The sequence below is a fragment of the Stenotrophomonas sp. Steno-Z4 genome, from assembly GCF_056393145.1.
On record NZ_JBWJPC010000001.1, the window covers coordinates 439,416 to 464,414 of the forward strand.

Sequence of the window (24,999 nt, forward strand, 5' to 3'; positions counted from 1 at the left end):
GCTGTTGGCTCTCCGCGAACATCGCACCGACCAACGGTCGGTACCTACCGCAGGGCGAGTCAGGCCGGCACAAACTGCCAGGCAATCACCGCCAGAATCGCAGGCAGGGCCTGGATGAAAAAGATCCGCTTGTTGACGCTGTAGGCGCCATAGCACCCGGCTACGATCACGCAGCCCAGCATGAAGTTCACCAGCATCGGCAGGTGGTCGAACAGGCCCCAGAACAGGCCTGCGGCCAGGAAGCCGTTGTAGAGGCCCTGGTTGGCCGCCAAGACGCGGGTGAGCTCCGCCTTCTCCGGCGTGTTGCGGAACGTCTTCAGGCCCAGCGGGCGCGTCCAAAGGAACATTTCCAGGACCAGGAAGTACACGTGCAACAGCGCGACCACCAGGGTCAGGATCAGTGCGGTCCAGTACATGCGCAAACCTCGAACGAATTGGAAACAGCTTACTCCGGCCGCTCGACCGGCAGCTTCTTTTCTTCGCGCAGCAGCCCGAACGCCGCCGCCGTCATGATGCCCGCCACCACCAGCCCGCCGGCGAACACCGCATGCGAGCCGAACAGCGACAGCCCCTTGTGCACCCATGCGAAGGTCAGGTCGCCACCGCGGTACACCACCGTGTCGATGGCCGCGCCCGCCTTGTAGCGCCACTGCCGGTCCACCCGGGTGAAGATCGTCTCGCGGGCCGGCTTGGCCAGCGAGAACTCGCTGGCCCGCGTCATCACCTGCACCACCGCCACCAGTATCGGCAGCGGCGAGGCGGCCAGAACCGAGAAGCCGATGATGATCGCAAACCCCGGGATCAGCAGCGCCGGCGCGATGCCGAAGCGCGACAGCAGCCAGCGCGTCAGCCCCAGCTGCAGGATCAGCGTCAGCGCGTTGATCGCCAGGTCCACCCGCGAATAGAACGCCGTGCTCGCCGCCGGGTCCGTGTACAGCCGGCGCACGATCGAGGCCTGCTCGTTGTACAGCAGCGTGCCGATGCCCACCCCGAAGACCACCATCACTGCCAGCCAGCGCAGCAGCGGCTCGCGCGCGATCAGTTTCAGGCCGTCCAGCACCCCGCCGCCCATCGGCGCCTCGCCCGAGGCCAGCTGCAGCTCCTGCTCGCGTGCCACCGCCCACAAGCGCAGCCGCCAGATGCAGAACAGGCACACGCTGAGGAAGCCGGCCGAGACCAGCATCAGGTTCGCGATACCCACCCGCTGCACCAGCGTCGAGGTCAGCGTCGGGCCCAGGAACGCGCCGATCGTGCCGGCCGCCCCGATGTAGCCGTAGAACGCCCGCGCCTGCACGTTCGAGAACACATCGGCCATGAAGCTCCAGAACACCGCCACCGCGAACAGGTTGAACACCGTCGTCCAGAAGAAGAACAACATGCCCCGCCCCGGCACCCCGCTGTCGAACAGCAGGTAGAAGCCCAGCAGCGTCACGATGAAGAAGCCGTACACCGCCGGCAGGAACACCCGGCGCGGGTAGCGGCTCACCAGCGCCCCGTACAGCGGCTGCAGCACCACCATGATCACGAACACGCAGGTGAACAGTACCTGCAGCACGAAGTCCTGCAGCGCGATGCCATGGCCATCGAACCACGCGATCAGCGCCGGCGGGAACACCGTCTGCAGGTCGGCCGATGCCGCCATCGCCTCGCGCACCGGGCGCAGCACGTAATAGCCGCTGAGCAGGCAGAAGAAATAGACGCAGGCCCAGAACAGCGGCGGCGACTGGCGCAGCGCCGCGCGCAGGCCGGGCTGCGCGGGCGCGCTCGGGTCCGGGGCATTCATGGCGCGCAGGTCCCGCACAGGCGGCGTGGCAGCGGCAGCATCGTGGCGATTCCGGGCAGCAAAGCGCGCACGGTAAACGATGCACCGCAACATCGCTAGGGGGCGACTGGCTTATGCTCGTACCATCACCGTTGGGGAACGGATATGTACGACTACATCATCGTCGGCGCCGGCTCGGCCGGCTGCGTGCTGGCCAACCGGCTCAGCGCCGACCCGCACTGTCGCGTGCTGCTGCTTGAAGCCGGCCCACGCGACCGCAACCCGTTCATCCACATGCCGGCCGGATTGGCGCGGCTGGTCAACAACCGCCGCATCAACTGGAGCCTCTACACCGAACCGGAGCCGGCACTCGATGGCCGGCGGCTGTGGTGGCCGCGCGGCAAGGTGCTGGGTGGCTCCAGCGCCATCAACGCCATGTGCTACGTGCGTGGCGTGGCGGCCGACTACGACGGCTGGGCCGCCGCCGGCGCCACCGGTTGGGACTGGTCGCACGTGCTGCCCTGGTTCCTGCACGGCGAGGCCAACAGCCGCGGCGCCGGGCCTTGGCACGGCGATGCCGGCCTACTGTCGGTGTCCGACCTGCGCCACCACAACCCGCTCTCCGATGCGTTCCTGGAGGCCGCCGTGCAGGCCGGGCACGCACGCAACGACGACTTCAACGGTGCGCACCAGCTCGGCGTTGGCCTGTACCAGGTCACCCAGCGCGACGGCGTGCGCTGCTCCAGCGCCACCGCCTACCTGCGCCCCGCGCGCGGCCGGCGCAACCTCACCGTGCTCACCGGTGCCCGTGCCCGCGCCCTGAGCTTCCAGGGCGACACCGCCAACGGCGTGTACTTCCGCCACCGGGGTGCGCACCGTCATGCGCATGCGGCCGCCGAGGTGGTCCTCAGCGCCGGCGCGATCCACTCCCCGCACCTGCTGATGCTCTCCGGCATCGGCCCGCACCGGCAGCTGCGCGCGCACGGCATCAGTACCCGGGTCGACCTGCCCGGGGTGGGCGGCAACCTGCAGGACCACCTGGACATCTGCACGCTGGTGCACACCCGGCCGGGCGTCAGCTACGACCGCAGCAACCAGGCGCGCATCGCCTTCGACTACTTCCTGCGCGGACGTCGTGGCGCCGGCACCAGCAACATCGCCGAGGCCGGCGGCTTCGCCCGCTCGCCGCTGGCGCCGGGCGACGGTGCAGACGTGCAGTTCCACTTCGTGCCGGCCATGCTGGACGACCATGGGCGCCACCGCCTGCCGGGCGACGGTTACACCCTGCATGCCTGCGCGCTGCACCCGCGCAGCCGGGGGCGGATCCTGCTGCGCGATGCCGACCCCGCCTCCGCGCCGCGGATCGAGGCCAACTACCTGGGTGATCCGGAGGGGCACGACCTGGCCATGATGAAGGCCTGCGTGCGCATGTCGCAGCAGATCCTGGCCCAGCCGGCGTTTGACCGCTGGCGCGGTGCGCCGATATTCCCGGCCCGCGACGACCTGGACGATGCCGCCCTGGAAGCCTTCATCCGCGCCAAGGCCGAGACCATCTATCACCCGGTGGGTACCTGCGCGATGGGCCAGCATGCCGACGCCGTGGTCGACCCGCAGCTACGCGTGCGGGGCGTGCAGGGCCTGCGCGTGGTGGACGCCTCGGTCATGCCCAGCCTGGTCAGCGGCAACACCAACGCCCCCACGATGATGATCGCCGAACGCGCCGCGCGCTGGCTGGGGGCCCCGGTCCCGGCCACCTGAACAGGGCGTCGACGACGACCCTCCCATTCGATGCAAAAACCGGGCCTTTTCAATGCGATACGCATTCATCTTCGCTTCGTTTGTGCAATCACGAAAAGCAGCGCTAGAATCGGTGCCAGCAGTTGCGCACGGGCCCCAAACGATGAAAGAGAACAGCAGGCGCCGACCGATCCGTTCGGCGGCAACCGGGTTGCTGGGCATGCTCATGCCCATCGCCATGTCGTCCACCGCACAGACACCCAGTGCGACACCGGCCGCGTTCCCCGTCAACATCGAGAACAGCGCCGCCTCCGCCATTCCGCACACCCAGCCTGCGGCGTACCGGGCCACCACGACCAATCCGAAGGTGCTGCCGCCGGCCGCCGGGTTCAACGTGGCCAACATTGAATCGATGGCCCAGCAGCTCACCTATGGCGAGCGCGTACCGGGCATGGCCGTGGCCATCGTGCAGGGCGGCCGCGTGCTCAGCGCGCGCGGCTATGGCGTCACCGACGTCAACAACCCGCAGATGGTCGATGCGCACACCGTGTTCCGGCTTGCATCGCTGTCCAAGGCGTTCGCCGGCACCATGGCCGGCCTGCTGGTCAACGACGGCACGCTGCGCTGGGACAGCAAGGTCACCGACTACGTGCCCGGCTTCCAGCTCAGCACGCCCGAGGCGACCGAGCGCCTGACCGTGGCCGATCTGCTCAGCCACCGTGTCGGCCTGCCGTACAACGCCTACGACCGCGACGTGGAAGCAAACGCCGAGTACTACACGCTCACCCACAAGCTGGCCTCGACCTCGCTCAAGTGCCAGCCGGGCGACTGCTACGCGTACCAGAACGTGGCCTTCAGCCTGATCGGCGACGTGGTGTACGCCGCCTCGGGCAGCTTCTACGAGCAATCGGTGGAACGCCGCCTGTTCAAGCCGCTGGGCATGGACGATGCCAGCCTGGGCCTGGCCGGCATCCAGGCCAGCTCGCGCTGGGCGCGCCCGCACGTGCGCAGCCGCAACGGCTGGGTGTCGCTGAGCCCGAAGCCGACCTACTACCGCCTCGCTCCCGCTGCAGGCGTCAACGCCAGTGCCAGCGACATGGCGCAGTGGCTGCTGGCCCACACCGGGCACCGCCCCGACGTGCTGCCGGCGCCGCTGCTGGCCACGCTGCACTCGACCCTGATCAACACCCCGGGCGAGATGCGCTCGGGCTGGCGTCGCGAGCGCCTGCACTCGGCCGGCTACGCGCTGGGCTGGCGCAACTTCGATTACGCCGGGCATGAAGTGATCTTCCATGCCGGTGCCGTGCAGGGGTATCGCGGCCTGGTGGCGCTGGTACCCGAACGCGACCTGGGCATCGCCATCATGTGGAACGGCGAAAGCAGCCTGCCCAGCGGCCTGCTGCCGACCGTGCTCGACGCGGCCATGGGCCTGCCCGCGCAGCGCTGGCTGGACGTGGACACCGACTTCGGCAGCGACAACCTGATGACCGAAGACAGCACGCCGGCCAAGCGCAAGGGCGTGTCGTCGGATCGGGCGGTGGCGTCGCCGAGGTAACTGCCCGGCAGGTTCATCGTGGCGAAGAGAGGCGGCCTTTGGGTCGCCTCTTTTTTTGTAGGGCCGGCCGCTGGCCGGCTCCCGATACCGCCTGGGCCGACTGACAGTCGGCGCTACCGTCGGGATCAACGTTCGTCGATCCCTCGCGGGAGGGGATTTTTTTTGCGCAGCAAAAAAAACCCCCTCCCGCTGGGCTGCCGGGAAGGGGGTTTCAGGTACGGCTATCGGGAATGGATCAGATCAGCGGTGCCGGGGTTGCCGGCAGGGCGACCGGTGCAGCCTTCTTCTTGCGGACCGCCGGCTTGCGCTTGGCGACCTTCTTCACTGCCTTCTTGGCCGATGCCTTCTTGGCGGCCGGCTTGCGCCCGGTGGCCTTCTTGGCAGTGGCTTTCTTGGCGACCTTGCGGACGGCCTTCTTGGCAGTCTTCTTGGCAGCCGCCTTCTTGGCTACCTTGCGGACGGCCTTCTTGGCGGTCTTCTTGGCGGCCGCTTTCTTGGCTACCTTGCGGACGGCCTTCTTGGCAGTCTTCTTCACTGCCTTCTTTGCGGTCTTCTTGGCGGCGGCCTTCTTGGCGACCTTGCGGACCGCCTTCTTTGCCGTCTTCTTCACTGCCTTGCGGGCAGTCGCCTTCTTGGCTGCCTTCTTTACCGTCTTCTTGGCAGCCGCCTTCTTGGCTACCTTCTTCACGGCCTTCTTGGCAGCCGCCTTCTTGGCGACCTTCTTCACGGCCTTCTTGGCGGCCGGCTTTTTCTTCGCAGCTTTCTTGGTTGCCATGGGATTGGCTCCTCGTCAGTGATCTATGGAGTTGAAACGCCCAGGTAAAGCAAACCCGCCGTTACTGCCGTGCGGGGACCGCCGTCGCGTCCAGCGCGTCGTGACGGATACGGAGATACCTGCCACAGGATGCCAGGCAGGTATCGAATGCGGGGTGCCCTTGCATTTCACCGGAGGTAGCGAAGCCGACTCCACCGTCTTGGGACGCGCGGCGGATGTTCTGGTTGTGCTTCGCGACTGGATGTCGATTCGGCTCACTCGTTTGGCAGGCAAGGTCTGCTGGGCGAAACCTAATCACGCTTTTTTTCACTGTCAACAACCCCCGCGAAAAAATTTCACATGGATGCCCTCCGGCGCACCTCGCCTGGACCCTCCGCAAGCGCTCGGCGACACCCCTTCGACGGTCGTTGTTTGCGTGCACGCATCCATCCGAACGGCGATGCGTAGAAAGAAAAACACTTAAAAGAAGCACTTTCGCAAACTGCACTGCAGATGCACCCGCGCTGCAGCCCGCAACCGGCGATTGCGCTGACGGCATCGCAACGGCTTCCCGCACGGGAACAAAACAGGGGCAAAAACTTTTCACATCCGCGAACGCTTTTTGCGTCCGGATTTGCAGAACTGCGCAAACTTTTGGGCGGTGGTGGACGCCAGGTTCGTGCCGGTTGCGTGCATCCATGACCCGCGCGATGGGGGTGGATGCACGTCGATGCGACCATCGACGGCGTCGCCATCCATCACGCACGGATAACGCGTTGGACGTCGGCAACCGGACGATGCCGCGCGCAGGCAAAAAAAAACGGCCGCACAGGGCGGCCGTCTTTCCAGGCAGGCGAGGATCAGTTGTCCTCTTCCTCGAGCAGTTCGGCGTAGTCGTCCGGGTCCAGCAGGTCGTTGACCTCCTCCTTGTTGGACAGCTCGATCACGCAGAGCCAGCCGTCGCCGTAGGCGTCTTCGTTGATGGTTTCCGGCTTGTCGGCCAGCGCCGAATTGACCTCGACCACCGTGCCGGAGACCGGGCTGTACACGTCGGAAGCCGCCTTGACCGACTCGACCACCGCGATCGCCTCGCCCGATTTTGCTTCGGCGCCAACTTCGGGCAGCTCGACGTAGACCAGGTCGCCAAGCAGGCCTTGGGCGTGGTCGGAAATGCCGATGGTGACGCGGCCGTTGCCTTCAACGCGCGCCCATTCGTGGGACTTGAGGAATTTGAGGTCGCCGGGGATCTCGCTCATGGGACTGCTCCGAAGAATTTCAGGGGGGTCAAAAAACGGGGGTAGTGTAAAACAACCGGTGCTCAGCTTTCGCCCAGCACGCCGGGCTGCGCCTGGCCTTCGCGCACGAACGGGAACTTCACCACGCGCACCGGCACCTGCCGGCCGCGGATGTCCACGTGCACCTGGCCGAGCTCGCCACCCGGCACGCGGGCGAAGGCGATGCCCTTGCCCAGCGTCGGCGAGAACGTGCCCGACAGGATCTCGCCGGTGCCGCCGGCGGTGGTCACCGCCTGGCCATGGCGCAGCACGCCCTTCTCGTCCATCACCAGGCCGATCATCTGGCGCGCGTCGCCGGCAGCCTTCTGCGCCTCCAGCACGTCGCGGCCGATGAAGTCGCGGCCTTCGTCCAGCGCCACCGTCCAGGCCAGCGCCGCTTCCAGCGGGCTGATCGCTTCGTCCATGTCCTGGCCATACAGGTTCATGCCCGCTTCCAGGCGCAGCGTGTCACGCGCGCCGAGGCCGGCCGGGCGCACGCCGGCGGCCGCCAGTGCATTCCAGAAGGCGATGACCTGGTCCTGGGCCACCAGGATTTCGAAGCCATCCTCACCGGTGTAACCGGTGCGGGCAACGAACAGCGGTGCGCCGCTGGCAGCGGTGACGTCCACGGCGGCGAAGCGACCCAGCTTCTGCAGCGCGGCGCGGTCGGCCTCGGCCACCAGGCCGGTGACGCGCTCGCGTGCGGTCGGACCCTGCACGGCGATGATCGCCAGGTCTTCGCGCTCGGTCACCTGCACATCGAAGGCGGCGGCCTGCTCGCGGATCCAGGCCAGGTCCTTCTCACGGGTGGAGGCGTTGACCACCATGCGGAAGAAGTCGTCGGCCAGGTAATAGACGATCAGGTCGTCGATCACCCCGCCCTGCGCATTGAGCATGCACGAGTACAGCGCCTTGCCCGGCACCTTCAGCTTGTCCACCGAGTTGGCCAGCAGGCGGCGCAGGAACGGGCGCACCTGCGCGCCGCGCAGGTCGACCACGGTCATGTGGCTCACATCGAACATGCCCGCATCGGCGCGGACCAGGTGGTGCTCGTCCAGCTGCGAACCATAGTGGATGGGCATGTCCCAACCGCCGAAATCGACCATCTTGGCGCCGAGCGCGCGGTGGGTATCGTTGAGTAGCGTCTTCTGGGTCATGACCACAATCCGGGGGATGAAAATGCAGGTCGTCATTATCCCAGAACCGCTCCGTCAACGCCTGCGGCGGTGCGCCACGGTCGGTCCCGCCTAGCCCGCGCGCGGTGCGAACATGATCACCGCCATGCCGGCCAGGCACAGGGCCACGCCCAGCAGGTCCCAGCGGCCGGGACGGATGCCATCCACCACCCACAGCCACGCCAGCGCGGTGCCGATGTATACCCCGCCGTACGCAGCGTAGACACGCCCGCTGGCAGCCGGGTGCAGGGTCAGCAGCCAGGCGAACAGGGCCAGGCTGGCGGCGGCCGGCAACAGCAGCCAGGCGCTGCCATCGCGGCGCAGCCACAACCACGGCAGGTAGCAGCCGACAATCTCGGCAACGGCGGTCAGCACGAACAGCAGCAACGTTTTCACGGCTTGGCTTCGGCGGCCTTGGCCTGTTCCCACAGGCGCTCCTGCGCCTCCAGGTCCAACCCGGTCATCGATGCGCCTGCGGCCGCCGCCTGCGCTTCCATGGCGCGGAAGCGCCGTTCGAACTTGTGGTTGGCGTGGCGCAGCGCGGCACCGACGTCGACCTTGGCGTGCCGCGCCAGGTTGGCGCAGACGAACAGCAGGTCGCCCAGCTCCTCCTCCAGCCGCGCCTGGTTGTCCTGTACCGGACCGCGCGCGAATTCCGCCGCTACCTCGTCCAGTTCCTCACGCACCTTGTCCAGCACCGGCGCCGGGCCGGGCCAATCGAAGCCCACCCGCGCCGCACGCGACTGCAGCTTCACCGCCCGCTGCCACTCGGGCAGCCCGCGCGAGATGCCGGCCAGCGCGGACGTGTCGGCGTCGCCCTTGGCGGCGCGCTCGGCGCGCTTGATCGCTTCCCAGTTGCTGTTGACGTCTTCAGCCCCATCGACCTGCACCTGCGCGAACACGTGCGGGTGGCGGCGCTGCATCTTGTCGCTGATCGCGCGGGCGACATCGGCAAAGCCGAACGCGCCCTGCTCGCTGGCCATCTGCGCATGGAACACCACCTGCAGCAGCAGGTCGCCCAGTTCGTCGCAGAGGTCGTCCAGGTCGCCACGGTCGATCGCGTCGGCGACCTCGTAGGCTTCTTCGATGGTGTACGGGGCAATACTCGCGAAATCCTGCTGCAGGTCCCACGGGCAACCCTGCAGCGGATCGCGAAGGCGCGCCATGATGCCCAGCAGGCGTTCCAGTTCGGCGGGTGCGGACATCGGTGCTCCGGTCAGGCGGGAATCCAGGTACGCCACGGCAGGCGGGTGTCGCCCAGCGCGATGAAATCGCCGTTCAACAGCGTTTCGCGGCGGTTGTAGCGGAATGGTTTGCCGGTGGCGGCCGACAGCACCGCGCCGCCTGCGGCATGCAGCACGCACTGGCCGGCGGCGGTATCCCATTCGGCGGTTGGCCCCAGACGCGGGTACACGTCCAGTGTGCCTTCCGCCAGCCGGCAGAATTTCAGCGACGAGCCCTGTGCGACGACCTCGATCTCCCCCATGCGATCCAGCAGTGCCTGGGTTTCCGGGCTGCGGTGCGATCGGCTGGCGGCCACCTGCAGCGGCGGCAGCGCCGGGGTGCGGGTGCGCAGCACCGAGTCATGCATGCCGTCACGGCGATAGGCCAACTCGCCGCGCATGGCGTGCCAGGCCACCCCGCTGACCGGCGCCAGCACCACGCCGAACGCCGGCGCGCCCTGGTAGATCAGGGCAATGTTGACGCTGAATTCGTCGTTGCGCTTGACGAACTCACGGGTGCCATCGAGCGGGTCCACCAGCCAGTAGGCGCCCCAATGCCGGCGCACCTCCCACGGCACCTGCGCCGATTCCTCGGACAGGATCGGCAGGTCCGGGGTCAGCTGGCCCAGCCCGCGCAGGATCACCTGGTTGGCGGCCAGGTCGGCGGCGGTGACCGGGCTGCGGTCGGACTTGATCTCCACGTCGAACGGCGTGGCATACACCGCCATGATGGCGGCGGCGGCGTCCTGGGCAATGGCAATGACCGTTTCGCGCAGATCGGTGGTGAGTTTGATCATTCCCCGCGTTCCAGCCACTGGCGGGCAATGAACAACGCCGCCAGCGAACGCCCTTCTGAAAAGTCCTCGCGCAGCATCAGCCGGTCGAGCTCGGCGATTTTCCACGGCACCACTTCCAGCTCTTCGGGCTCATCGCCAACCAGCCGTTCGGGGTAGAGGTCACGGGCCACCACCAGGTGCGACAGGTGGCTCATGTAGGTCGGGGCCAGGGTCATGGCGCGCAGCACGTCCAGGCGGCGCGCGCCGTAACCGGCTTCTTCCTTCAGCTCGCGGTCGGCGGCCTGTTCGGGGGTTTCGCCGGCATCGATGCGGCCCTTCACCAGCCCCAGTTCGTAGCGGTGCACGCCGGCCGCGTATTCACGCACCAGCAGCACGGTCTGGTCATCCAGCATCGGCACCACCACCACCGCGCCGTGGCCACGGCTGACCAGGCGCTCGAAGCGGCGGCGTTCGCCGTTGGAGAACTCCAGGTCCAGGTGCTGCCGCTGGAACGGGCCGCTTTCCTCGTCCGTGATCTGGTGGATGGTGGGCAGCGGACGGGTCATGCGAACTGGCTCTTTGAGATCGATAGAATGCAGGCAGGTGAAAACGTGGCCATGAGCTCGAAATGCTAGCAGACCCAGCCCCCCTTACGTTGGCCGACCGGTGGCGGCAACGCGACCTGGCCGTGCTGTGGCACCCGTGCACGCAGATGCGTGAGCACCCGGACACCTTGCCGCTGGTGCCGATTGCGCGCGGTGAAGGCCCGTGGCTGGTCGATCACGACGGCCACCGCTACCTGGATGCGGTGAGCAGCTGGTGGACCAACCTGTTCGGCCATGCCGAGCCGCGCATCGGCGCGGCCATCGCCCGCCAGGCCACCCAGCTGGAGCAGGTGATGCTGGCCGGCTTCAGCCACGAACCGGCGGTGGAACTGGCCGAACGGTTGCTGGCGATCGCACCGCGCCAGGCCGGGCGCGCGCCGTTGTCCAAGGTGTTCTACGCCGACAACGGCTCGGCCGGGGTCGAGGTCGCATTGAAGATGGCGTTCCATTACTTCCGCAACCGCGGCGAGGAGCACCGCACCCGCTTCGTGGCGCTGGAGAACGGCTACCACGGTGAAACCCTGGGCGCGCTGTCGGTCGGGGATATTCCGCTGTACCGCCGCGTGTACGCGCCACTGCTGACCGAGGCACTGTTCGCGCCCTCGCCGGACGCCTACCTGGCCGAACCGGGGCAGAGCGCCGCTGAGCGCGCCCATGAGGCGGCTGATCGCCTCGCCGACCTGTTCGACCAGCACCCGGGCGAGATCTGCGCGGTGATCCTGGAGCCGCGCCTGCAGTGTGCTGGCGGCATGCGCATGCACGACCCGGTCTATCTGAAGCGGGCGCGCGAACTGTGCGATGCCAATGGCGCGTTCCTGATCGCCGATGAGATCGCCACCGGCTTTGGCCGTACCGGCACCCTGTTCGCCTGCGAACAGGCCGGGGTGATGCCCGACCTGCTGTGCCTGTCCAAGGGCCTGACCGGCGGCTTCCTGCCGCTGGCGGCGGTGCTGGCTACCCAGGCACTGTACGACGCGTTCCTGGACGACAGCCGCGAGCGTGCCTTCCTGCATTCGCACAGCTACACGGGCAACCCGCTGGCCTGCGCCGCCGCGCTGGCCACGCTGGACATCTTCGCCAGCGAGGATGTGATCGCGCGCAACCGCAGCACCGCCGAGGTCATGCGCACCCTGGCCGCGCCCTTCACCGACCACGCCCATGTGGCCGATGTGCGCCAGGCCGGCATGGTGGTCGCGTTCGAGCTGACCCGCAACGGCGACAAGCGCACGCCCTTCCCCGCCGGGGCGCGGGTGGGACTGCATGCCTACAACGCCGCGTTGCGGCGCGGCGTGGTGCTGCGCCCGCTGGGCAACGTGCTGTACTGGATGCCTCCCTACTGCGTGGAGGACGAACACCTGGACCTGCTGGCCCAGACCACCCTGGCCGCGATCGAGGAAGCTGTTGCATGCGTGTGACCCGTTCTTATGTGGATGCTCCGCTGGCCGTGGGCCAGACCCTGTCGCTGCCCGAAGAGGTGGCCAATCATCTTGTCCGCGTGATGCGTCTGCGCGAGGGCGAAGGCTGCGTGCTGTTCAATGGCGATGGCCACGACTACAGCGCCACGCTGGTGGAATCGGGCAAGCGCGACGCCCGCGTGCGGATCGAGGCCGCGCAGGCGCTGGACAACGAGTCCACGCTGTCGATCACCCTGCTGCAGGGCATCGCGCGCGGCGAGAAGATGGACCTGATCCTGCAGAAGGCCACCGAACTGGGGGTGCAGGCGATCGTGCCGGTCAATGCCGAGCGCACCGAAGTCAAGCTGGACGCGGCGCGGGCGGAAAAGCGCCTGGCGCACTGGCGCAGCGTGGTGGTGTCGGCCTGCGGGCAGTCCGGGCGCGCCCGGGTGCCGGAGGTAGCCGCGCCGCTGGGCGTGCAGGAGGCGGCCAAGGGAATGCCTGCCGAAGCGCTCAAGCTGACGCTGGACCCGCTGGGCGAGCACCGCTTGTCCACGCTGGAGGCCGCGCCCGGTGGCGTGGTGATTGCGATCGGGCCGGAGGGCGGCTGGTCGCCGCGCGATCGGCAGGCGCTGGCGGCGGCCGGGTTCCAGGGATTGCAGCTGGGGCCGCGGATCCTGCGCACCGAAACCGCCGGGTTGGCCGCGATCGCGGCCTTGCAGGCGCGGTTGGGGGATCTGGGCTGACGCGTCGTCACGACCAACGGTCGTGACCTACCGCATCTCCGGGGTGTCGAATCCCCGGTCAATTCACCGGAAGGGCCTCATCCAGGGCCGCTTCCAGCGCGTCAAGATCAGGCAACAACGCGCTCTGTTCGCCCAGCAGCACGCGCATGTGCACGCCCTGCGGCAGGGTTTCTTCGGAGGCGTCGGCCAGCAGGCCGTCGCGCGGCACCGCGATCAGCTGCGGGAAGGTATGGGTCAGCAGCGCAAGGTAGGGGCGATTGGGGTTGCCACCCAGCGCTTTGAGCACCACTACCTTGTTGTTGCTCACCACCGCGTCCTCGCCCTGGCCGGACAGGCGCGCGAACGACATCAGCGGCACGTCCCAGCCCTGCCAGCGGATTTCGCCGATCAGCCACGCGGGCGCGTTGTCCACCGGGGTGACCGGCACCTTGGACATCATTTCGGCCACCGTCGCATTGGGCAGCAGCACGCGCTCGCTCCCGGCCTGGATCAGTACCCCACGGATTTCGTCGTTGCTGGCGTAGCTCATGCGTCTGCTTCCTGAAAGTGATACGGCGTGGCGATTACTCGCTCACGCCCCAGCGTTCGGCGATGGCGGCGGCCAGCTGCGGCGGATCACCGGCGGCCATGCCGGCGGCAACCACCGCGTTGGCGGCGATCGGGTCGTAACAGCCTTCACCGGTCTGGCCCGCGACCCAGCCGCCGGCCACGGCCAGCGACAGCACGTCGTCCAGCAGCGCCACGTCACTGCCGCTGAGCATCACCACGGCGCTGTGCGCCGGCGGCAACGCGGCCACCTGGATGCCCTTGGCGTCAGCGGTGAAATGCAGGCCGCGGTTGTGCACGGCCACGCCCACGTCATCGGGCAGGATGTAGGCATTGCCGGCCAGCACCGGCTGGTCGGATTCGGCCAGCACCACCGGCAACGCCGACACACGGGCCATCTGCTTGACCAGGTTGCCGTAACGGCCCCCGTCCAGGCGCATGTAGACCAGGATCGGCACCGCCAGCCCGGCCGGCAGCGCGGCCAGCAGCCGGCGCAGCGCGTCGGGGCCACCGATGCCGGCCAGCACCAGCACGGCGCCGGGTGCGGCGCCGCTGGGGTCGGCGTCAGCTTCCAGCTCGACCAGCGACAGGCGCTCGATGTCGAACGCGTTGGATTCGATTGGCGCGCTGACCGACGCAGCCGGCGTGGCAACGGGTACCGCGCTGTCTTCATCCACCAGCGACCAGCTGCTGTGGTCGCCCAGCGGCGCGCGCGGGACAGGCGGGGCCGAGGCCGGGACCGGCGGCGGCACGCTGGCCGACGGTGCGGCGACCGGCGCCTGCATGGCGGCCAGTGCTTCCTCCAGCGAGATCGGCTCGCTGTAGCCTTCCGGCGCCTGGTACAGGCCGTCAGGCGGCACGTCGCCGGCGGCGTCGAACGCTTCGCGCACATGGAATTCCAGCGGCGCGTCGGCATGCAGTTCGGCAGGTGTCTGCGGCAGGCCGGGCTCGGGCTGCAGCAGGCCTTCCTGCTCGGCGCCCGGCGGCAGCACGTCCTGGTGCCCGTGCAGCTTGGCCACCAGGTGGCGCGCCCAGCGCTGGGCTTCCCAGCCCTCGCGGCGCGCAGCCAGTTCGGCTTCGTCGAAGATGACCGTCAGCGACGGCGAGGCCAGCACCGGGTCGAGGCGTTCAAGCGCATCCTCGATGGCTGGTTCCAGCGCGATCAGCACCGCGCCGGCGTCCGCGCCGCCCAGGGTTTCCAGATCCACGCTGTTGGGATCCTCTTCCAGCACCACGGTCGCACCGGCCTGGGCCAGCGCTTCGCGCAGGCGCTCACGCGCCGGGCCGACCCGTGCCAGCAACGCCACCGACGGCAGCGGGTTCAGGTCATTCACGGGCACGGGCGATCCCCAGCAGGTCATACACGTTTCGCATCAGGTCCAGCTCCTGGTACGGCTTGCCCAGGTAACGCTGGACACCGATTTCAAAGGCGCGTTGACGGTGCTTGTCGCCGCTGCGCGAGGTGATCATCACGATCGGCACGCCCTTGTAGCGTGGATCGGCGCGCATGGCGGTGGCCAGTTCATAGCCATCCATGCGCGGCATTTCAATGTCCAGCAGCATCAGGTCGGGCACCCGCTCTTCCAGGCGCTCCAGCGCTTCGATACCGTCGCGGGCGACGGCCACTTCGAAGTTGTGGCGCTCCAGGATGCGGCCGGTGACCTTGCGCATGGTCAGCGAGTCGTCGACCACCATCACCAACGGGGCCTGGCGGTCGGTTGCCTGCGCGGCCGGTGCGATCGGCTTGAGCGGGTTGGCCTGGTAACGGCGCACCAGCGGGGCGACGTCCAGGATCACCACCACGCGGCCATCGCCGGTGATGGTGGCACCGTAGATGCCCGGTACCGAGGCGATCTGCAGGCCGACCGGCTTGACCACGATTTCGCGGTTGCCCAGCACCTGGTCGATCGCCACGGCCGCACGCAGTTCACCGGCGCGCACCAGCAGCAGCGGCACCTGGTCCTGCCCTTCGGCACGGGCCTGGCCCTGGCCGACCAGCGTACCCAGGTCGTGCAGCGCGAATTCTTCGCCGCCGTAGTGGTAACCGCCGTTGGCCGATTCGAAGCGCTCGCGCGAGATCCGGCCGATACCGCTGACCGAGGCGACCGGCACCGCGAAGGTGGTCTCGCCGATCTGCACGAACACCGCCTGGGTGACCGCCAGGGTCTGCGGCAGGCGCAGGGTGAAGGTGACGCCCTTGCCCGGCACCGAGTGGATGTCCACCGAGCCGCCGAGCTGGCGCACTTCGTTGTGCACCACGTCCATGCCCACGCCGCGGCCTGCCAGCTGGCTGACCTGGTCGGCGGTGCTGAACCCGGGCGAGAAGATCATCGCGTCCAGTTCGGCATCGCTGAGCACGGCGTCGGCCTCGACCAGGCCGCGCTGTTCGGCGCGGCGACGGATCGCCTCGCGGTTCAGCCCAGCGCCGTCATCGGCTACTTCCAGCACGATTTCCGAGCCTTCGCGGCGCAGGCGGATGGCGATCTCGCCTTCCTCCGGCTTGCCGGCGGCGCGACGCTGCTCCGGGGTCTCCAGGCCATGGGCCACGGAGTTGCGCAGCATGTGTTCCAGCGGCGCGACCATGCGGTCGAGCACGTTGCGGTCCAGTTCGCCGTGGGTACCGTCCAGGGTGACGTGGACCTGCTTGCCGGTGTCCTGGCCGGCCTGGCGGACCACGCGGCGCAGGCGCGGCACCAGGCCGTCGAACGGCACCATGCGCGCGCGCATCAGGCCATCCTGCAGTTCCGAGCTGACCCGCGACTGCTGCTGCAGCAGGACGTCGTACTGGCGCGACAGATCGTCCAGCACGCCCTGAAGGCCGCCAAGGTCGGCTGCGGATTCGTTCAGCGCACGGCTGAGCTGCTGCAGCGTGGAGAAGCGGTCCAGTTCCAGCGGGTCGAATTTGTGGTCGACCTGTTCCTGCTCGCGCTGGTAACGGGCCACGATCTGGGCTTCGGTTTCCAGGTCCAGGCGGCGCAACTGGTCGCGCAGGCGCGCATTGGTGCGGTCCAGTTCGCCCATGGCACCGCGGAAGGCACCCAGCTGCTGTTCCAGGCGCGAACGGTAGATCGCCACTTCACCGGCGTGGTTGACCAGGCGGTCCAGCAGGTCGGCGCGCACGCGCACCTGCTCCTGCTGCGGACGCGCCAGGGTGTCTTCGTCAGTGGACGCTTCCAGCGGCACCGGTGCGGACAACGGTGCCGACGCAACGGCCGTATCGACCACCGCCGGGACCTCGACCGCAGCAGCAGGCGCGGCGGGCGCGTCTTCTGCCTCGACGCGGCCGAGCGTGCGCGCCTCGAACGCGGCGATCAGGTCGTCCGGCATGGCCACGTCGCGGTGGCGACCGGTGCGGGTCAGCATCTGGTGCAGGCGGTCGAAGCCGCGTTCCAGCAGGTGGACGTCGCTGCGGTCGATATCGGTACGGTTGGCGGCGACCGCCTCCAGCAGCGATTCGATGCCGTGGCCCAGGTCGCCGATGGCGTTGATGCCGGCCATGCGTGCGCCACCCTTGAGGGTGTGCAGATCACGCTGCAGCCCGGCGATCGCTTCGCGATCCTGGGGCGCGGCGCGCAGTTCGCTGATCAGGCCATCGCAATGGTCGAGCAGGTCCTTGCCTTCCTCGACGAAGATGTCGACCAGCTCGCGGTCCAGCACGCTGAAGTCCAGCGAACCGGCGTCGTCGATTTCCTCTTCTTCGGCGGCCGCTTCGTCCGCCGCAATGGCGGCGGAGAGCGGGGCGTCTTCCAGTTCGAACAGGGGTGCCGACGGCGACGATGCTTCGACGTCGGACAGGCCTGCTTCGGCCTCGGCGAATGCATCGCGCTCGTCCAGAGCTTCGTGGCGCGCATCCAGGCCCAGCACCGGAGCGTCGTCGGCAGTTGCCTCCGCATCGGGACCGTCGACGATGGTCAGGCCATCGTCCAGCGCCTGCTGCAGCTCAACCGATTCGCCGAACGCGGGGGTCGACGGGATGACGTCTTCCAGCACCGCAGCGTCTTCGTTTTCTTCGATGGCATCCAGGCTGTACCCGGCGCTGTCATCAGCGGTGACCGGTGCGTCGGCCTCCGATTCGATCGCGTCGTGCAGCGCCTCGACTTCCACGGCCTCCAGTTCGATGGCCTGGATCTCTTCGGCCACGATCTCTTCGGCCACGATCTCTTCGGCGACGATCTCGAGCGGCTGCGACGGTTCCGCGGCAGCTGCGTCCGCAACCTCCACCGTGTCCGGCAGGGTGTGCTCGTAGAAGCGCGACAGATCGTCCGCACCCGTCAGCTCCACGGTTTCCAGGCCGTGCTCGACGATGGGCGCTTCCACGGTTTCCGGCGTGGTATCGACCGGCGCGCTGGACGGCGCGTCGAACGGAGTCACCAGTTCGGCGTTGAAGTAGGCCGAAAGATCGTCGCTGCCCGTCAGCTCATCGACCACCAGGGCATCGTCGGCCGTTTCGCCGGCGTCGACCAGCGACAGCGCGTCGGCCTCGACGATGGCCTGCTGCAGCCCGGCGTCGGTGCCGTCGTCGGCAACGGCGTAGCCATTGCGCTCATCGAACTGTGCGGAGAACGCGGCCAGCTCATGCGCGGTGACATCGTGCGCGGCCTGGGATGCATCGGCCTCCGCGTCGTTGTCGGCATCGGCAACGGCATCCCGTTCGTCGGCGTCATCACCGTCCAGGTCCATGCCATCGTCGGCAACCAGTGCCGGCCAACGTGCTTCGGGCAGCGTTTCGGCCAGCGCCTGCAGGCGTTCGGCCAGCGCAGCCTGCGACGGAATGCGCGGGGCGTCGGCCTGCAGCGCCACCATCGTGGTACGGATCGCAACGGCGGCAGCGGCCAGTGCCTCGACGCCTTCGGTGCCCGGCACCGCATCGGCCGCCAGCGAGCGCTTGATGAAGCTCTCGGCGTTACCGGTGACTGCGGTGATTTCCGGCACGTCGGTCATCGCGAACGCACCATTCATGGTGTGCACCGCGCGCAGCAGGGTATCGGTGACCGGTTGCGGCGCCGCCTGAGCTTCTTCCAGCCAGGCCTGCAGCGTGGCGTGGTGGGCCTCGACTTCGGCCTCCAGGATTTCGCGCAGCACCTCGTCGATGTTGGCCGGGGTTCCGCCGGTTTCCTCGACGGCCTCGACGGCCTCGACGTCGGCGGCTTCCTGCGCGACGTCAGCCACGGCCACGTCGGTCGGCTCCACCGGCGCGGCGGCCGGAGTCGGCCGCTGCAGCGGCACATGGAAGGTTTCCTCGCCCGCGGCAACGCGGTCGGCAATGCCCTGCATGGCCTGCAGGTCCGCGCTCACGCGGCTGCCATCGCGCAGCGCAGCGTTGAGCTGCGGCAACACTTCATAGGCCTGGGTGACCATTGCCACCACCGCCGGCGATGCCGGGCGGCTGCCGTCCAGCACGCGGTTGAGCATGCCTTCGATCTTCCAGCTGAACTCGCCCAGGGTGCGCGCGCCAACCAGGCGGCCACTGCCCTTCAGGGTGTGGAACACGCGGCGGATCGGACGCAGGCGGTCCATGTTGTCCGGGGCCATGCGCCACACCGGCAGCAGGTTGCCCAGGTTGACCAGTTCCTCGTCGAACTCTTCGATGAAGACGTCGCGGATGTCCTGGTCGATGTTCTCGCCATCGTCCTCGAAGCCGGCGTCGATGGTGCCCGGCTCGTCAGCGGCAACCGGCGCGTCGACCACGGCAGGCGCCTCGACAGCCGGCGCGGTGGAGAACTGCGCGGCGGCGGCATCCAGCTCGGCAAGGAAGCGCGCGGATTCGTCGTCCAGCTCGATCTTGCTGATCACCGCTTCCTGCACGCCAGCGAGGGAGCCTACGCCCGTTGCTTCGATGGCAGCTTCGTCTTCGCGAGCCTCGTCCTGGCGGGCCTCGATCAGGTCGTCGGCCGGTACGGCGACCGCTTCAACCGGTTCGTCTTCAACCGGCTCGGCCTGCTCCTGCAGGAACGCCGGCAGTGCCTGCACATCCAGCTCGCTGCTGTCGGTGGCCGGCGCGTCGTCGATCTGCAGCGAGAGCACGTCGCCCGCATTGTGCAGCGGCTCGTCGAAGGTGAATTCGATCGGCTCGTCGCTCAGTTCCAGTGCATCGTGTTCGGCGGCGACCGGGTCGAACCCGGTGGCGATCGGTGCTCCGGTGTCGGACGGTGTTGCGTCCACGCCATCGAGGGCGATCGGTGCGATGTCGGTTGCCGGTGCGGCCTGCCACGACGTGCCGACACTGGCCTCTTCCGCCAGCACCGGATCGAAGTGGGCGAAGGTGGGAGCGTCATCGGTACGCACCGGTTCGCTGTGCAGCGTCCACTGCGGCGCGTCCGCAGCGACCGGGGCCGTCGACGCTTCGAACACCAGCGTCGGCGCGGGCTTGCTGGCCGGCGCGACGGGCGCGGCGGGCGCGGCGGCAGCGACCTCAGGCAGCGGCTCGAAGGTGAAGTCCGGCAGCGGCGGCGAAGGAACGTCGCCCGGTGCCGGGGCGGCCGGCGTGACCGCCGTTTCCACCGGGGCCACCACGGGGGCATCCCATCCGGTCAGCTCCACGTGTTCCGGGGCAACCGGCAGCGCCTCGGCGCTGGCATCGACCGGGGCGGCATTTTCGTCCGGCAGTGGCCAGTAGCGCAGCGTTTCCAGGCTGGTGCGGGTGATGTCGAGAATGTCGTCGCGACCCTGGCGGCGTTCGCGCAGGGCTTCGAGGTAATACTCCAGGCTGGCCATGGCGTCGGCCAGGGTGTCCAGCTGGCGGCCGCTGGGTACGCGCTGGCGGCCGATCAGCTCGACCGCGATGTACTGGCGCACGCCCTGCAGGTAATCGGCCGGCGTGGACAGGTCGAGCATGCGCAGCGCGCCGGCGACCTCGCCCAGCAGGCGTGGCACTTCGTGCAGCTGCTCGTGGTTCCAGTTGGTTTCAATGAACGCGACGAAATGCTCGCGCGCGGCCGAGAAGTTGGCGATCGCCTCGTGGGCAAGCACTTCAACGGTACGCCGGCCTTCGGCCGCGCTCGGATCGTCTTCACCACTGCCGCCGGCGCCGAGGTGGGCGACCTGGTCGTCCAGCGAGGCATCCACGTACAGCAGCGCACCGGCGATATCCAGCAGCAGGGTTTCATCGATCTGCTGCTGGCCGTCGACCACGCCACGCAGCGCATCGCGCTGCTGCACGACCACGCCGCGGGCCACGCCCAGGCCCATCATGCCCAGGGTGTCGGCGACCGCGCCCAGTTCGTTGACCTGGGTCTGCAGCTGGGCCGGCTCGCCGCCGGTACGCAGGTGCAGGTCCAGTGCGTCCTTGATGCGCAGCAGCTCTTCCTTGACCGCGTTGCCCACGGTGTCGAGCAGCTCGCGGTTGCGTCCGCTCAGGCTGCCACGTGCGTGGTCCAGTTCGGCCTCGGTGGCGCTGGCACTGTCCGGCGCGAACGCGAACAGCACGCTTTCATTGATCACCGGCGCGGCGCGCGCCAGGCGGATGTCATTCAGCAGCGGCAGCAGCACGATCGGAATGTCGCGGTGACCGTTCTGCAGGCGCTCCAGGTAATCGGGCAGCAGCACGCTGCCGCGCATCAGGGTGGCGCAGGCTTCGTCGCGGTCGGGCACTTCCCCGGCACCGATGGCATTGGCCAGCTGTTCCATCTCCTCGGCCACCATCGCCGGGGCATACAGCTCGACCATGCGCAGGGTGCCCTGCACCTGGTGCAGGTAGCCGGCGCAGAAGCGCATGCGGCTGCCATCGGCAGGGTCTTCGGCGTAGTACTCGAGCTCGTTGCGCACCTGGCGCAGGGTCTCGTCCAGCTCCGGCTTCACCCAGCCCAGGGCGGCGTGGCTCATGGCATCGCGCAGCGTGCTCATGCCAGGTCTCCCGGCAGGTGGGCGCGCATGTCGTGCTGTGCTTTATCGCGATGCATCATCTGCTGATTCCTTCCCTCTCCGCCCTGCCCGCGGCTCACGCCGGCAGCTTGAAGTCGGCAACCGAGCGGCGCAGGTCGGCCGCCAGCTGTGCCAAATGACCGATCGACTCGGCGGTCTGTCCCGCGCCCTGCGAGGTCTGGCCGGTAATCTGACGGATCACGCCCATGGTGCGGGTGATGTCCGACGCGGCCGACGACTGCTGCTGGGCGGCGATCGAGATGTTCTTGATGAGGTTGTTGAGCGCGTTGGACACGCGTTCGATTTCGGTCAGCGCCGTGCCGGCATCCTCGGCCAGGCGTGCACCGGACACCACTTCGGCGGTGGTCTGCTCCATCGAGCTGACCGCTTCGTTGGTATCGGCCTGAATGGCCTGGACCAGGTTCTCGATTCGGCGGGTCGCACCGGAGGTGCGTTCTGCCAGGCGCTGCACTTCGTCGGCCACGACCGCGAAACCACGGCCGGCTTCACCGGCCGAGGCCGCCTGCACCGCGGCGTTCAACGCCAGGATGTTGGTCTGCTCGGAAATGTCGTTGATCAGTTCCACGATCGAGCCGATTTCCTGCGAGGACTCGCCCAGGCGCTTGATGCGCTTGGAGGTTTCCTGGATCTGGTCGCGGATCTGGTCCATGCCCTGGATCGTTTCACGCACCACGCCGGCACCTTCGGCGGCGATGACCACCGAGCGCTGTGCCACGTCGGCCGACTCGGCGGAGTTGCGCGACACCTGTTCAATACTCGACGCGATTTCGCCAATGCGGTCCGATGCCGAGGTGATCTGGTTGGCCTGGTGGCCCGCCGCTTCGGCCAGCTGCATGGCCGTGGCCTGGGTTTCCTGGGTGGACACGGCGACCTTGGCCGACGTGTCGTTGATGGTGGTCACCAGGTGGCGCAGTTCGTCCACGGCGTAGTTGATTGCGTCGGCAATGGCGCCGGTCATGTCCTCGGTCACCGAGGCCTTTACGGTGAGGTCGCCTTCACCCAGCGAGCTGATTTCGTCCAGCAGCCGCATGATCGCCTGCTGGTTGCGGCTGTTGAATTCCACCTGGGTCTGGTAACGCAGTTCCTGCTCGCGCGAACGGCTGCGCACGGTGCTGCTGACGAAGCCGATGATGGCGATCAGCGACAGTGCACCGGAGATCACGCCCAGCCAGAAGTTCGGGAACAGGCGCGTGTCGCGCACCGAGCCGAACGAGGAGAACGCCTCGAACAGCTTCTTGCTGTCATCCAGCATCTTGTTGGAGCCGGCGGTCAGCGCCGCGGCCGAGGACTGCGCCGAGAACAGCTGGCGCGAGCTGGCCAGGATCGCATCGGCGTCCTGCTTCATCGTGTCCCACTGCTTCTGCGACTGCTCCAGCGCGCCCAGCGCGGCGGCGTTGCGGACCGGGGCGATGCCCAGTTCGTCATTGCCGTTGCGCAGCGCATCCAGCACCTGGGTGAACACCACCGAGTCGCGGGCCAGCGCATCGCCCGCAGCGGCCGCGTTGCCGCCACCGGCGCGCATTTCGGTCACCCGGCGAGCCATCGAGCCCACCACCACGACCTGCTGCAGGGCGTTGTACACCTGCGAGGCCGGGGCGCCGCTGGCCGACATGGCGCGCACCACTTCATTCAGCTGGGCCTGCAGGGCAGGCACGCCGTTGACGAAGTTGTTGGCGTTGCCGGCCAGGGCCAGCACCGCCGGTTCACTCGCCACCAGCTGCGCCGCGCTCTTGCCGAGCGGCTCCCAGGTCTGGGTCAGCTGGTTGAGCGGACCGGACACGTTGGCTTCGCTGCCGTAGCGGCCCTGCAGGCTGCTCACCGTGCTTTCGATGCGCGCCTTGGTGTCCTTGAAGGCGGTGAAGGCCTGGGCGTTGCCCGAGACCGCTTCACGGCCCTGGTTGGCCAACTGCTGGGACAGCACCTGGAGATCGGCCGCGCCGGTACTGGCACCGGCCAGGCGGCTGCCCTGCCAGGTGGCCACACCGGTGTTGACGCCGAACACGATCATCGACAGGGCCAGCAGACCCAGCCAGAAATTGGTTCCTACCGTGCCCAGCTTGCCGGCCTTGGCGGTTTCCGAAGAAGTACTCATCGTTCAACCTCGATCTTCAATGCAGTGAGGCAGGCTGCAGCGTTCACGCCGCGGCCTGCCTGAATTCGGGGGTACGGGACAACAGCGAGAGCGAGAACACGCCCCAGTCGTGGCCGTCGCCATGGAACGCGCGGTCGATGAAATGGGCGTAACGGCCGCTGGCCAGGTCGCCGCTCTCGATGTCCTGGTCCAGCTGGAAGCTGCGCTGGCCGAACAGTTCATCGATGGTCAGGGCAACGTCGCCGCCGGCCTGGCGCATGATCAGCACCCGCTGGCCTTCCTGCTGCACGGTGCGCTCGCCTTCCATGAAGTACTTCAGGTCGACCACCGGGAACAGGTTGCCGCGCAGGTTGCCCACGCCCAGCAGCCACGGCTGCGCGCCAGGCACCGGGGTGATCGGCGGCATCGGCACGATTTCGACCACCTCGCGGAAGTCCGAGACCAGGTGGCGCTTGCCGACCCGGTAGCCGACGCCGCGCCACAGGTCCTGGGCGAACTGCCGCTCGGGCAGCTGCACCGCATGGGCCAGGCTGCGCCGTTCGTAGGCTTCAAGGATGTCGAAGGGAGAACGCATCAGGACACCAGCAGTTCATTGATCTGCGCGATCAGGTCTTCTTCGCGCGGTGGCTTGACCACATAGGCGGCCGCGCCCTGGCGCAGCCCCCAGGCCTTGTCGGTTTCCATCGCCTTGGTACTCACGATGATCACCGGGATGGCCTTGGTCTTCTCATCGCGGTTCAGCGCGCGGGTCGCCTGGAAGCCGCTCATGCCCGGCAGCACCACGTCCATCAGCACGAGCTGCGGCTGGTGTTCCTGGACGAGCTTGATCCCGTCCTCGGCGTTGCCGGCCTCGAGCACTTCGTGCCCGGCCTTGGTCAACCATTGGATGAACACCGCCCGGTCGGTCGGTGAGTCCTCGATCAGAACGATTCGAGCCATTGTGCCTTTCCCCCCTGGTCAGGCGTTTACGTATGTGCGGATGGCACCCAGCAGTTCTTCACGCGTGAAAGGCTTGGTCAGGTACTGCTCCGAGCCCACGATGCGACCGCGCGCCTTGTCGAACAGGCCGTCCTTGGACGACAGCATGATCACTGGCGTGGCCTTGAACAGCTGGTTGTTCTTGATCAGCGCGCAGGTCTGATACCCGTCGAGACGGGGCATCATGATGTCCACGAAGATGATCTGCGGCTGTGTGTCGGCGATCTTCGCCAACGCCTCGAAACCATCGGTCGCGGTCACTACTTCGCAGCCTTCACGCTTGAGCAGCGTTTCGGCCGTTCTGCGGATGGTCTTCGAATCATCGATGACCATCACCCTGAGCCCTGCGAGTTCCCCACCCGCAGCCATGTTTTCAGTCATTACCTTTCCCCGAGCGCGCGACGCTTCTGCTTTGGTCCGGCGCCGCTGCGAAAGCGTATCTATATCCCACCACGCGGCCGTCATCAAGGGTGTGCTTCCCAAGCCAAGCCGGGAGCGACC

20 protein-coding genes are annotated in these 24,999 nt (G+C 68.0%); 4 read left to right on the top strand and 16 right to left on the bottom strand.

The genetic code is table 11. The annotated features are described in order from the left end of the window. Nucleotides 1-59: 59 nt before the first annotated feature. Both AC06E7_RS01990 and AC06E7_RS01995 read right to left on the bottom strand, forming a co-directional pair. Nucleotides 60-416 (bottom strand): DUF1304 domain-containing protein, encoded by a 357-nt coding sequence (locus AC06E7_RS01990; protein WP_210130873.1) that lies wholly within the window; start codon nucleotides 414-416, stop codon nucleotides 60-62. A 29-nt stretch (nucleotides 417-445) separates the two neighbouring features. After that, complete coding sequence (locus AC06E7_RS01995) at nucleotides 446-1,783, bottom strand: NTP/NDP exchange transporter (protein ID WP_217537415.1); 1,338 nt, start codon at nucleotides 1,781-1,783, stop codon at nucleotides 446-448. Between the two features lie 144 nt (nucleotides 1,784-1,927). Between AC06E7_RS01995 and AC06E7_RS02000 the strand changes: the two genes are divergently transcribed. Together AC06E7_RS02000 and AC06E7_RS02005 are read left to right on the top strand one after the other, a co-directional pair. Continuing rightward, nucleotides 1,928-3,520 carry a GMC family oxidoreductase gene (locus AC06E7_RS02000; RefSeq protein WP_478062737.1) on the top strand — a complete coding sequence of 531 codons (1,593 nt, stop codon included), beginning with the start codon at nucleotides 1,928-1,930 and terminating at the stop codon, nucleotides 3,518-3,520. 142 nt (nucleotides 3,521-3,662) lie between these two features. Then, nucleotides 3,663-5,054 (top strand): serine hydrolase domain-containing protein, encoded by a 1,392-nt coding sequence (locus tag AC06E7_RS02005; RefSeq protein WP_095364335.1) that lies wholly within the window; start codon nucleotides 3,663-3,665, stop codon nucleotides 5,052-5,054. A 235-nt stretch (nucleotides 5,055-5,289) separates the two neighbouring features. Here the strand turns inward: AC06E7_RS02005 and AC06E7_RS02010 are convergent, their stop codons facing one another. The 7 genes from AC06E7_RS02010 to nudE all read right to left on the bottom strand — a co-directional run bounded on the left by AC06E7_RS02010 (nucleotide 5,290) and on the right by nudE (nucleotide 10,822). After that, nucleotides 5,290-5,829 (bottom strand): hypothetical protein, encoded by a 540-nt coding sequence (locus tag AC06E7_RS02010; protein ID WP_478062739.1) that lies wholly within the window; start codon nucleotides 5,827-5,829, stop codon nucleotides 5,290-5,292. 839 nt (nucleotides 5,830-6,668) lie between these two features. After that, nucleotides 6,669-7,064, bottom strand: coding sequence for a glycine cleavage system protein GcvH (gcvH, locus tag AC06E7_RS02015; RefSeq protein ID WP_068853708.1), 396 nt, complete (start codon nucleotides 7,062-7,064; stop codon nucleotides 6,669-6,671). Nucleotides 7,065-7,126: 62 nt separating this feature from the next. Continuing rightward, complete coding sequence (gene gcvT, locus AC06E7_RS02020) at nucleotides 7,127-8,239, bottom strand: glycine cleavage system aminomethyltransferase GcvT (RefSeq protein ID WP_068853709.1); 1,113 nt, start codon at nucleotides 8,237-8,239, stop codon at nucleotides 7,127-7,129. 90 nt (nucleotides 8,240-8,329) lie between these two features. Then, nucleotides 8,330-8,653: a YnfA family protein gene (locus AC06E7_RS02025; RefSeq protein ID WP_068853710.1), complete on the bottom strand. Its 324-nt coding sequence runs from the start codon at nucleotides 8,651-8,653 to the stop codon at nucleotides 8,330-8,332. After that, nucleotides 8,650-9,462, bottom strand: coding sequence for a nucleoside triphosphate pyrophosphohydrolase (gene mazG / locus AC06E7_RS02030; protein WP_478062740.1), 813 nt, complete (start codon nucleotides 9,460-9,462; stop codon nucleotides 8,650-8,652). The genes AC06E7_RS02025 and mazG overlap by 4 nt, the downstream gene beginning before the upstream one ends. An 11-nt stretch (nucleotides 9,463-9,473) precedes the next feature. Continuing rightward, nucleotides 9,474-10,277 carry a 3'(2'),5'-bisphosphate nucleotidase CysQ gene (gene cysQ / locus AC06E7_RS02035; RefSeq protein WP_184126776.1) on the bottom strand — a complete coding sequence of 268 codons (804 nt, stop codon included), beginning with the start codon at nucleotides 10,275-10,277 and terminating at the stop codon, nucleotides 9,474-9,476. After that, nucleotides 10,274-10,822, bottom strand: coding sequence for an ADP compounds hydrolase NudE (gene nudE, locus AC06E7_RS02040; RefSeq protein ID WP_068853712.1), 549 nt, complete (start codon nucleotides 10,820-10,822; stop codon nucleotides 10,274-10,276). Before nudE ends, cysQ begins: the two co-directional genes overlap by 4 nt. Nucleotides 10,823-10,884: 62 nt before the next feature. On the opposite strand from nudE, the gene bioA reads away from it, so the two are divergent. Further along, nucleotides 10,885-12,276: an adenosylmethionine--8-amino-7-oxononanoate transaminase gene (gene bioA, locus AC06E7_RS02045; protein WP_478062743.1), complete on the top strand. Its 1,392-nt coding sequence runs from the start codon at nucleotides 10,885-10,887 to the stop codon at nucleotides 12,274-12,276. After that, the gene (locus AC06E7_RS02050; protein ID WP_306987701.1) at nucleotides 12,267-13,001 is read left to right on the top strand and encodes a 16S rRNA (uracil(1498)-N(3))-methyltransferase; all 735 of its coding nucleotides are present in this window, start codon (nucleotides 12,267-12,269) and stop codon (nucleotides 12,999-13,001) included. The genes bioA and AC06E7_RS02050 overlap by 10 nt, the downstream gene beginning before the upstream one ends. A 58-nt stretch (nucleotides 13,002-13,059) precedes the next feature. On the opposite strand, the gene AC06E7_RS02055 is transcribed toward AC06E7_RS02050, so the two are convergent. From AC06E7_RS02055 to pilG, 7 genes are all read right to left on the bottom strand, one after another. After that, the gene (locus AC06E7_RS02055) at nucleotides 13,060-13,530 is read right to left on the bottom strand and encodes a chemotaxis protein CheW (RefSeq protein WP_184126773.1); all 471 of its coding nucleotides are present in this window, start codon (nucleotides 13,528-13,530) and stop codon (nucleotides 13,060-13,062) included. A gap of 34 nt (nucleotides 13,531-13,564) precedes the next feature. Beyond that, nucleotides 13,565-14,887 carry a chemotaxis protein CheB gene (locus tag AC06E7_RS02060; RefSeq protein WP_478062745.1) on the bottom strand — a complete coding sequence of 441 codons (1,323 nt, stop codon included), beginning with the start codon at nucleotides 14,885-14,887 and terminating at the stop codon, nucleotides 13,565-13,567. After that, the gene (locus tag AC06E7_RS02065; RefSeq protein ID WP_478062747.1) at nucleotides 14,874-21,389 is read right to left on the bottom strand and encodes a hybrid sensor histidine kinase/response regulator; all 6,516 of its coding nucleotides are present in this window, start codon (nucleotides 21,387-21,389) and stop codon (nucleotides 14,874-14,876) included. The genes AC06E7_RS02060 and AC06E7_RS02065 overlap by 14 nt, the downstream gene beginning before the upstream one ends. Nucleotides 21,390-21,483: 94 nt before the next feature. Continuing rightward, a complete protein-coding gene (locus AC06E7_RS02070) occupies nucleotides 21,484-23,520 on the bottom strand; it encodes a methyl-accepting chemotaxis protein (protein WP_184126770.1) in 2,037 nt (678 codons plus the stop codon). 43 nt (nucleotides 23,521-23,563) lie between these two features. Next, entirely contained in the window at nucleotides 23,564-24,094 is a 531-nt protein-coding gene (locus AC06E7_RS02075; protein WP_068853719.1) for a chemotaxis protein CheW, read from the bottom strand. Continuing rightward, nucleotides 24,094-24,459, bottom strand: a complete 366-nt coding sequence (locus AC06E7_RS02080) for a response regulator (RefSeq protein WP_068853720.1) — start codon at nucleotides 24,457-24,459, stop codon at nucleotides 24,094-24,096. Before AC06E7_RS02080 ends, AC06E7_RS02075 begins: the two co-directional genes overlap by 1 nt. Nucleotides 24,460-24,477: 18 nt before the next feature. Continuing rightward, nucleotides 24,478-24,879 carry a twitching motility response regulator PilG gene (pilG, locus tag AC06E7_RS02085; RefSeq protein ID WP_068853721.1) on the bottom strand — a complete coding sequence of 134 codons (402 nt, stop codon included), beginning with the start codon at nucleotides 24,877-24,879 and terminating at the stop codon, nucleotides 24,478-24,480. Nucleotides 24,880-24,999: the final 120 nt, after the last annotated feature.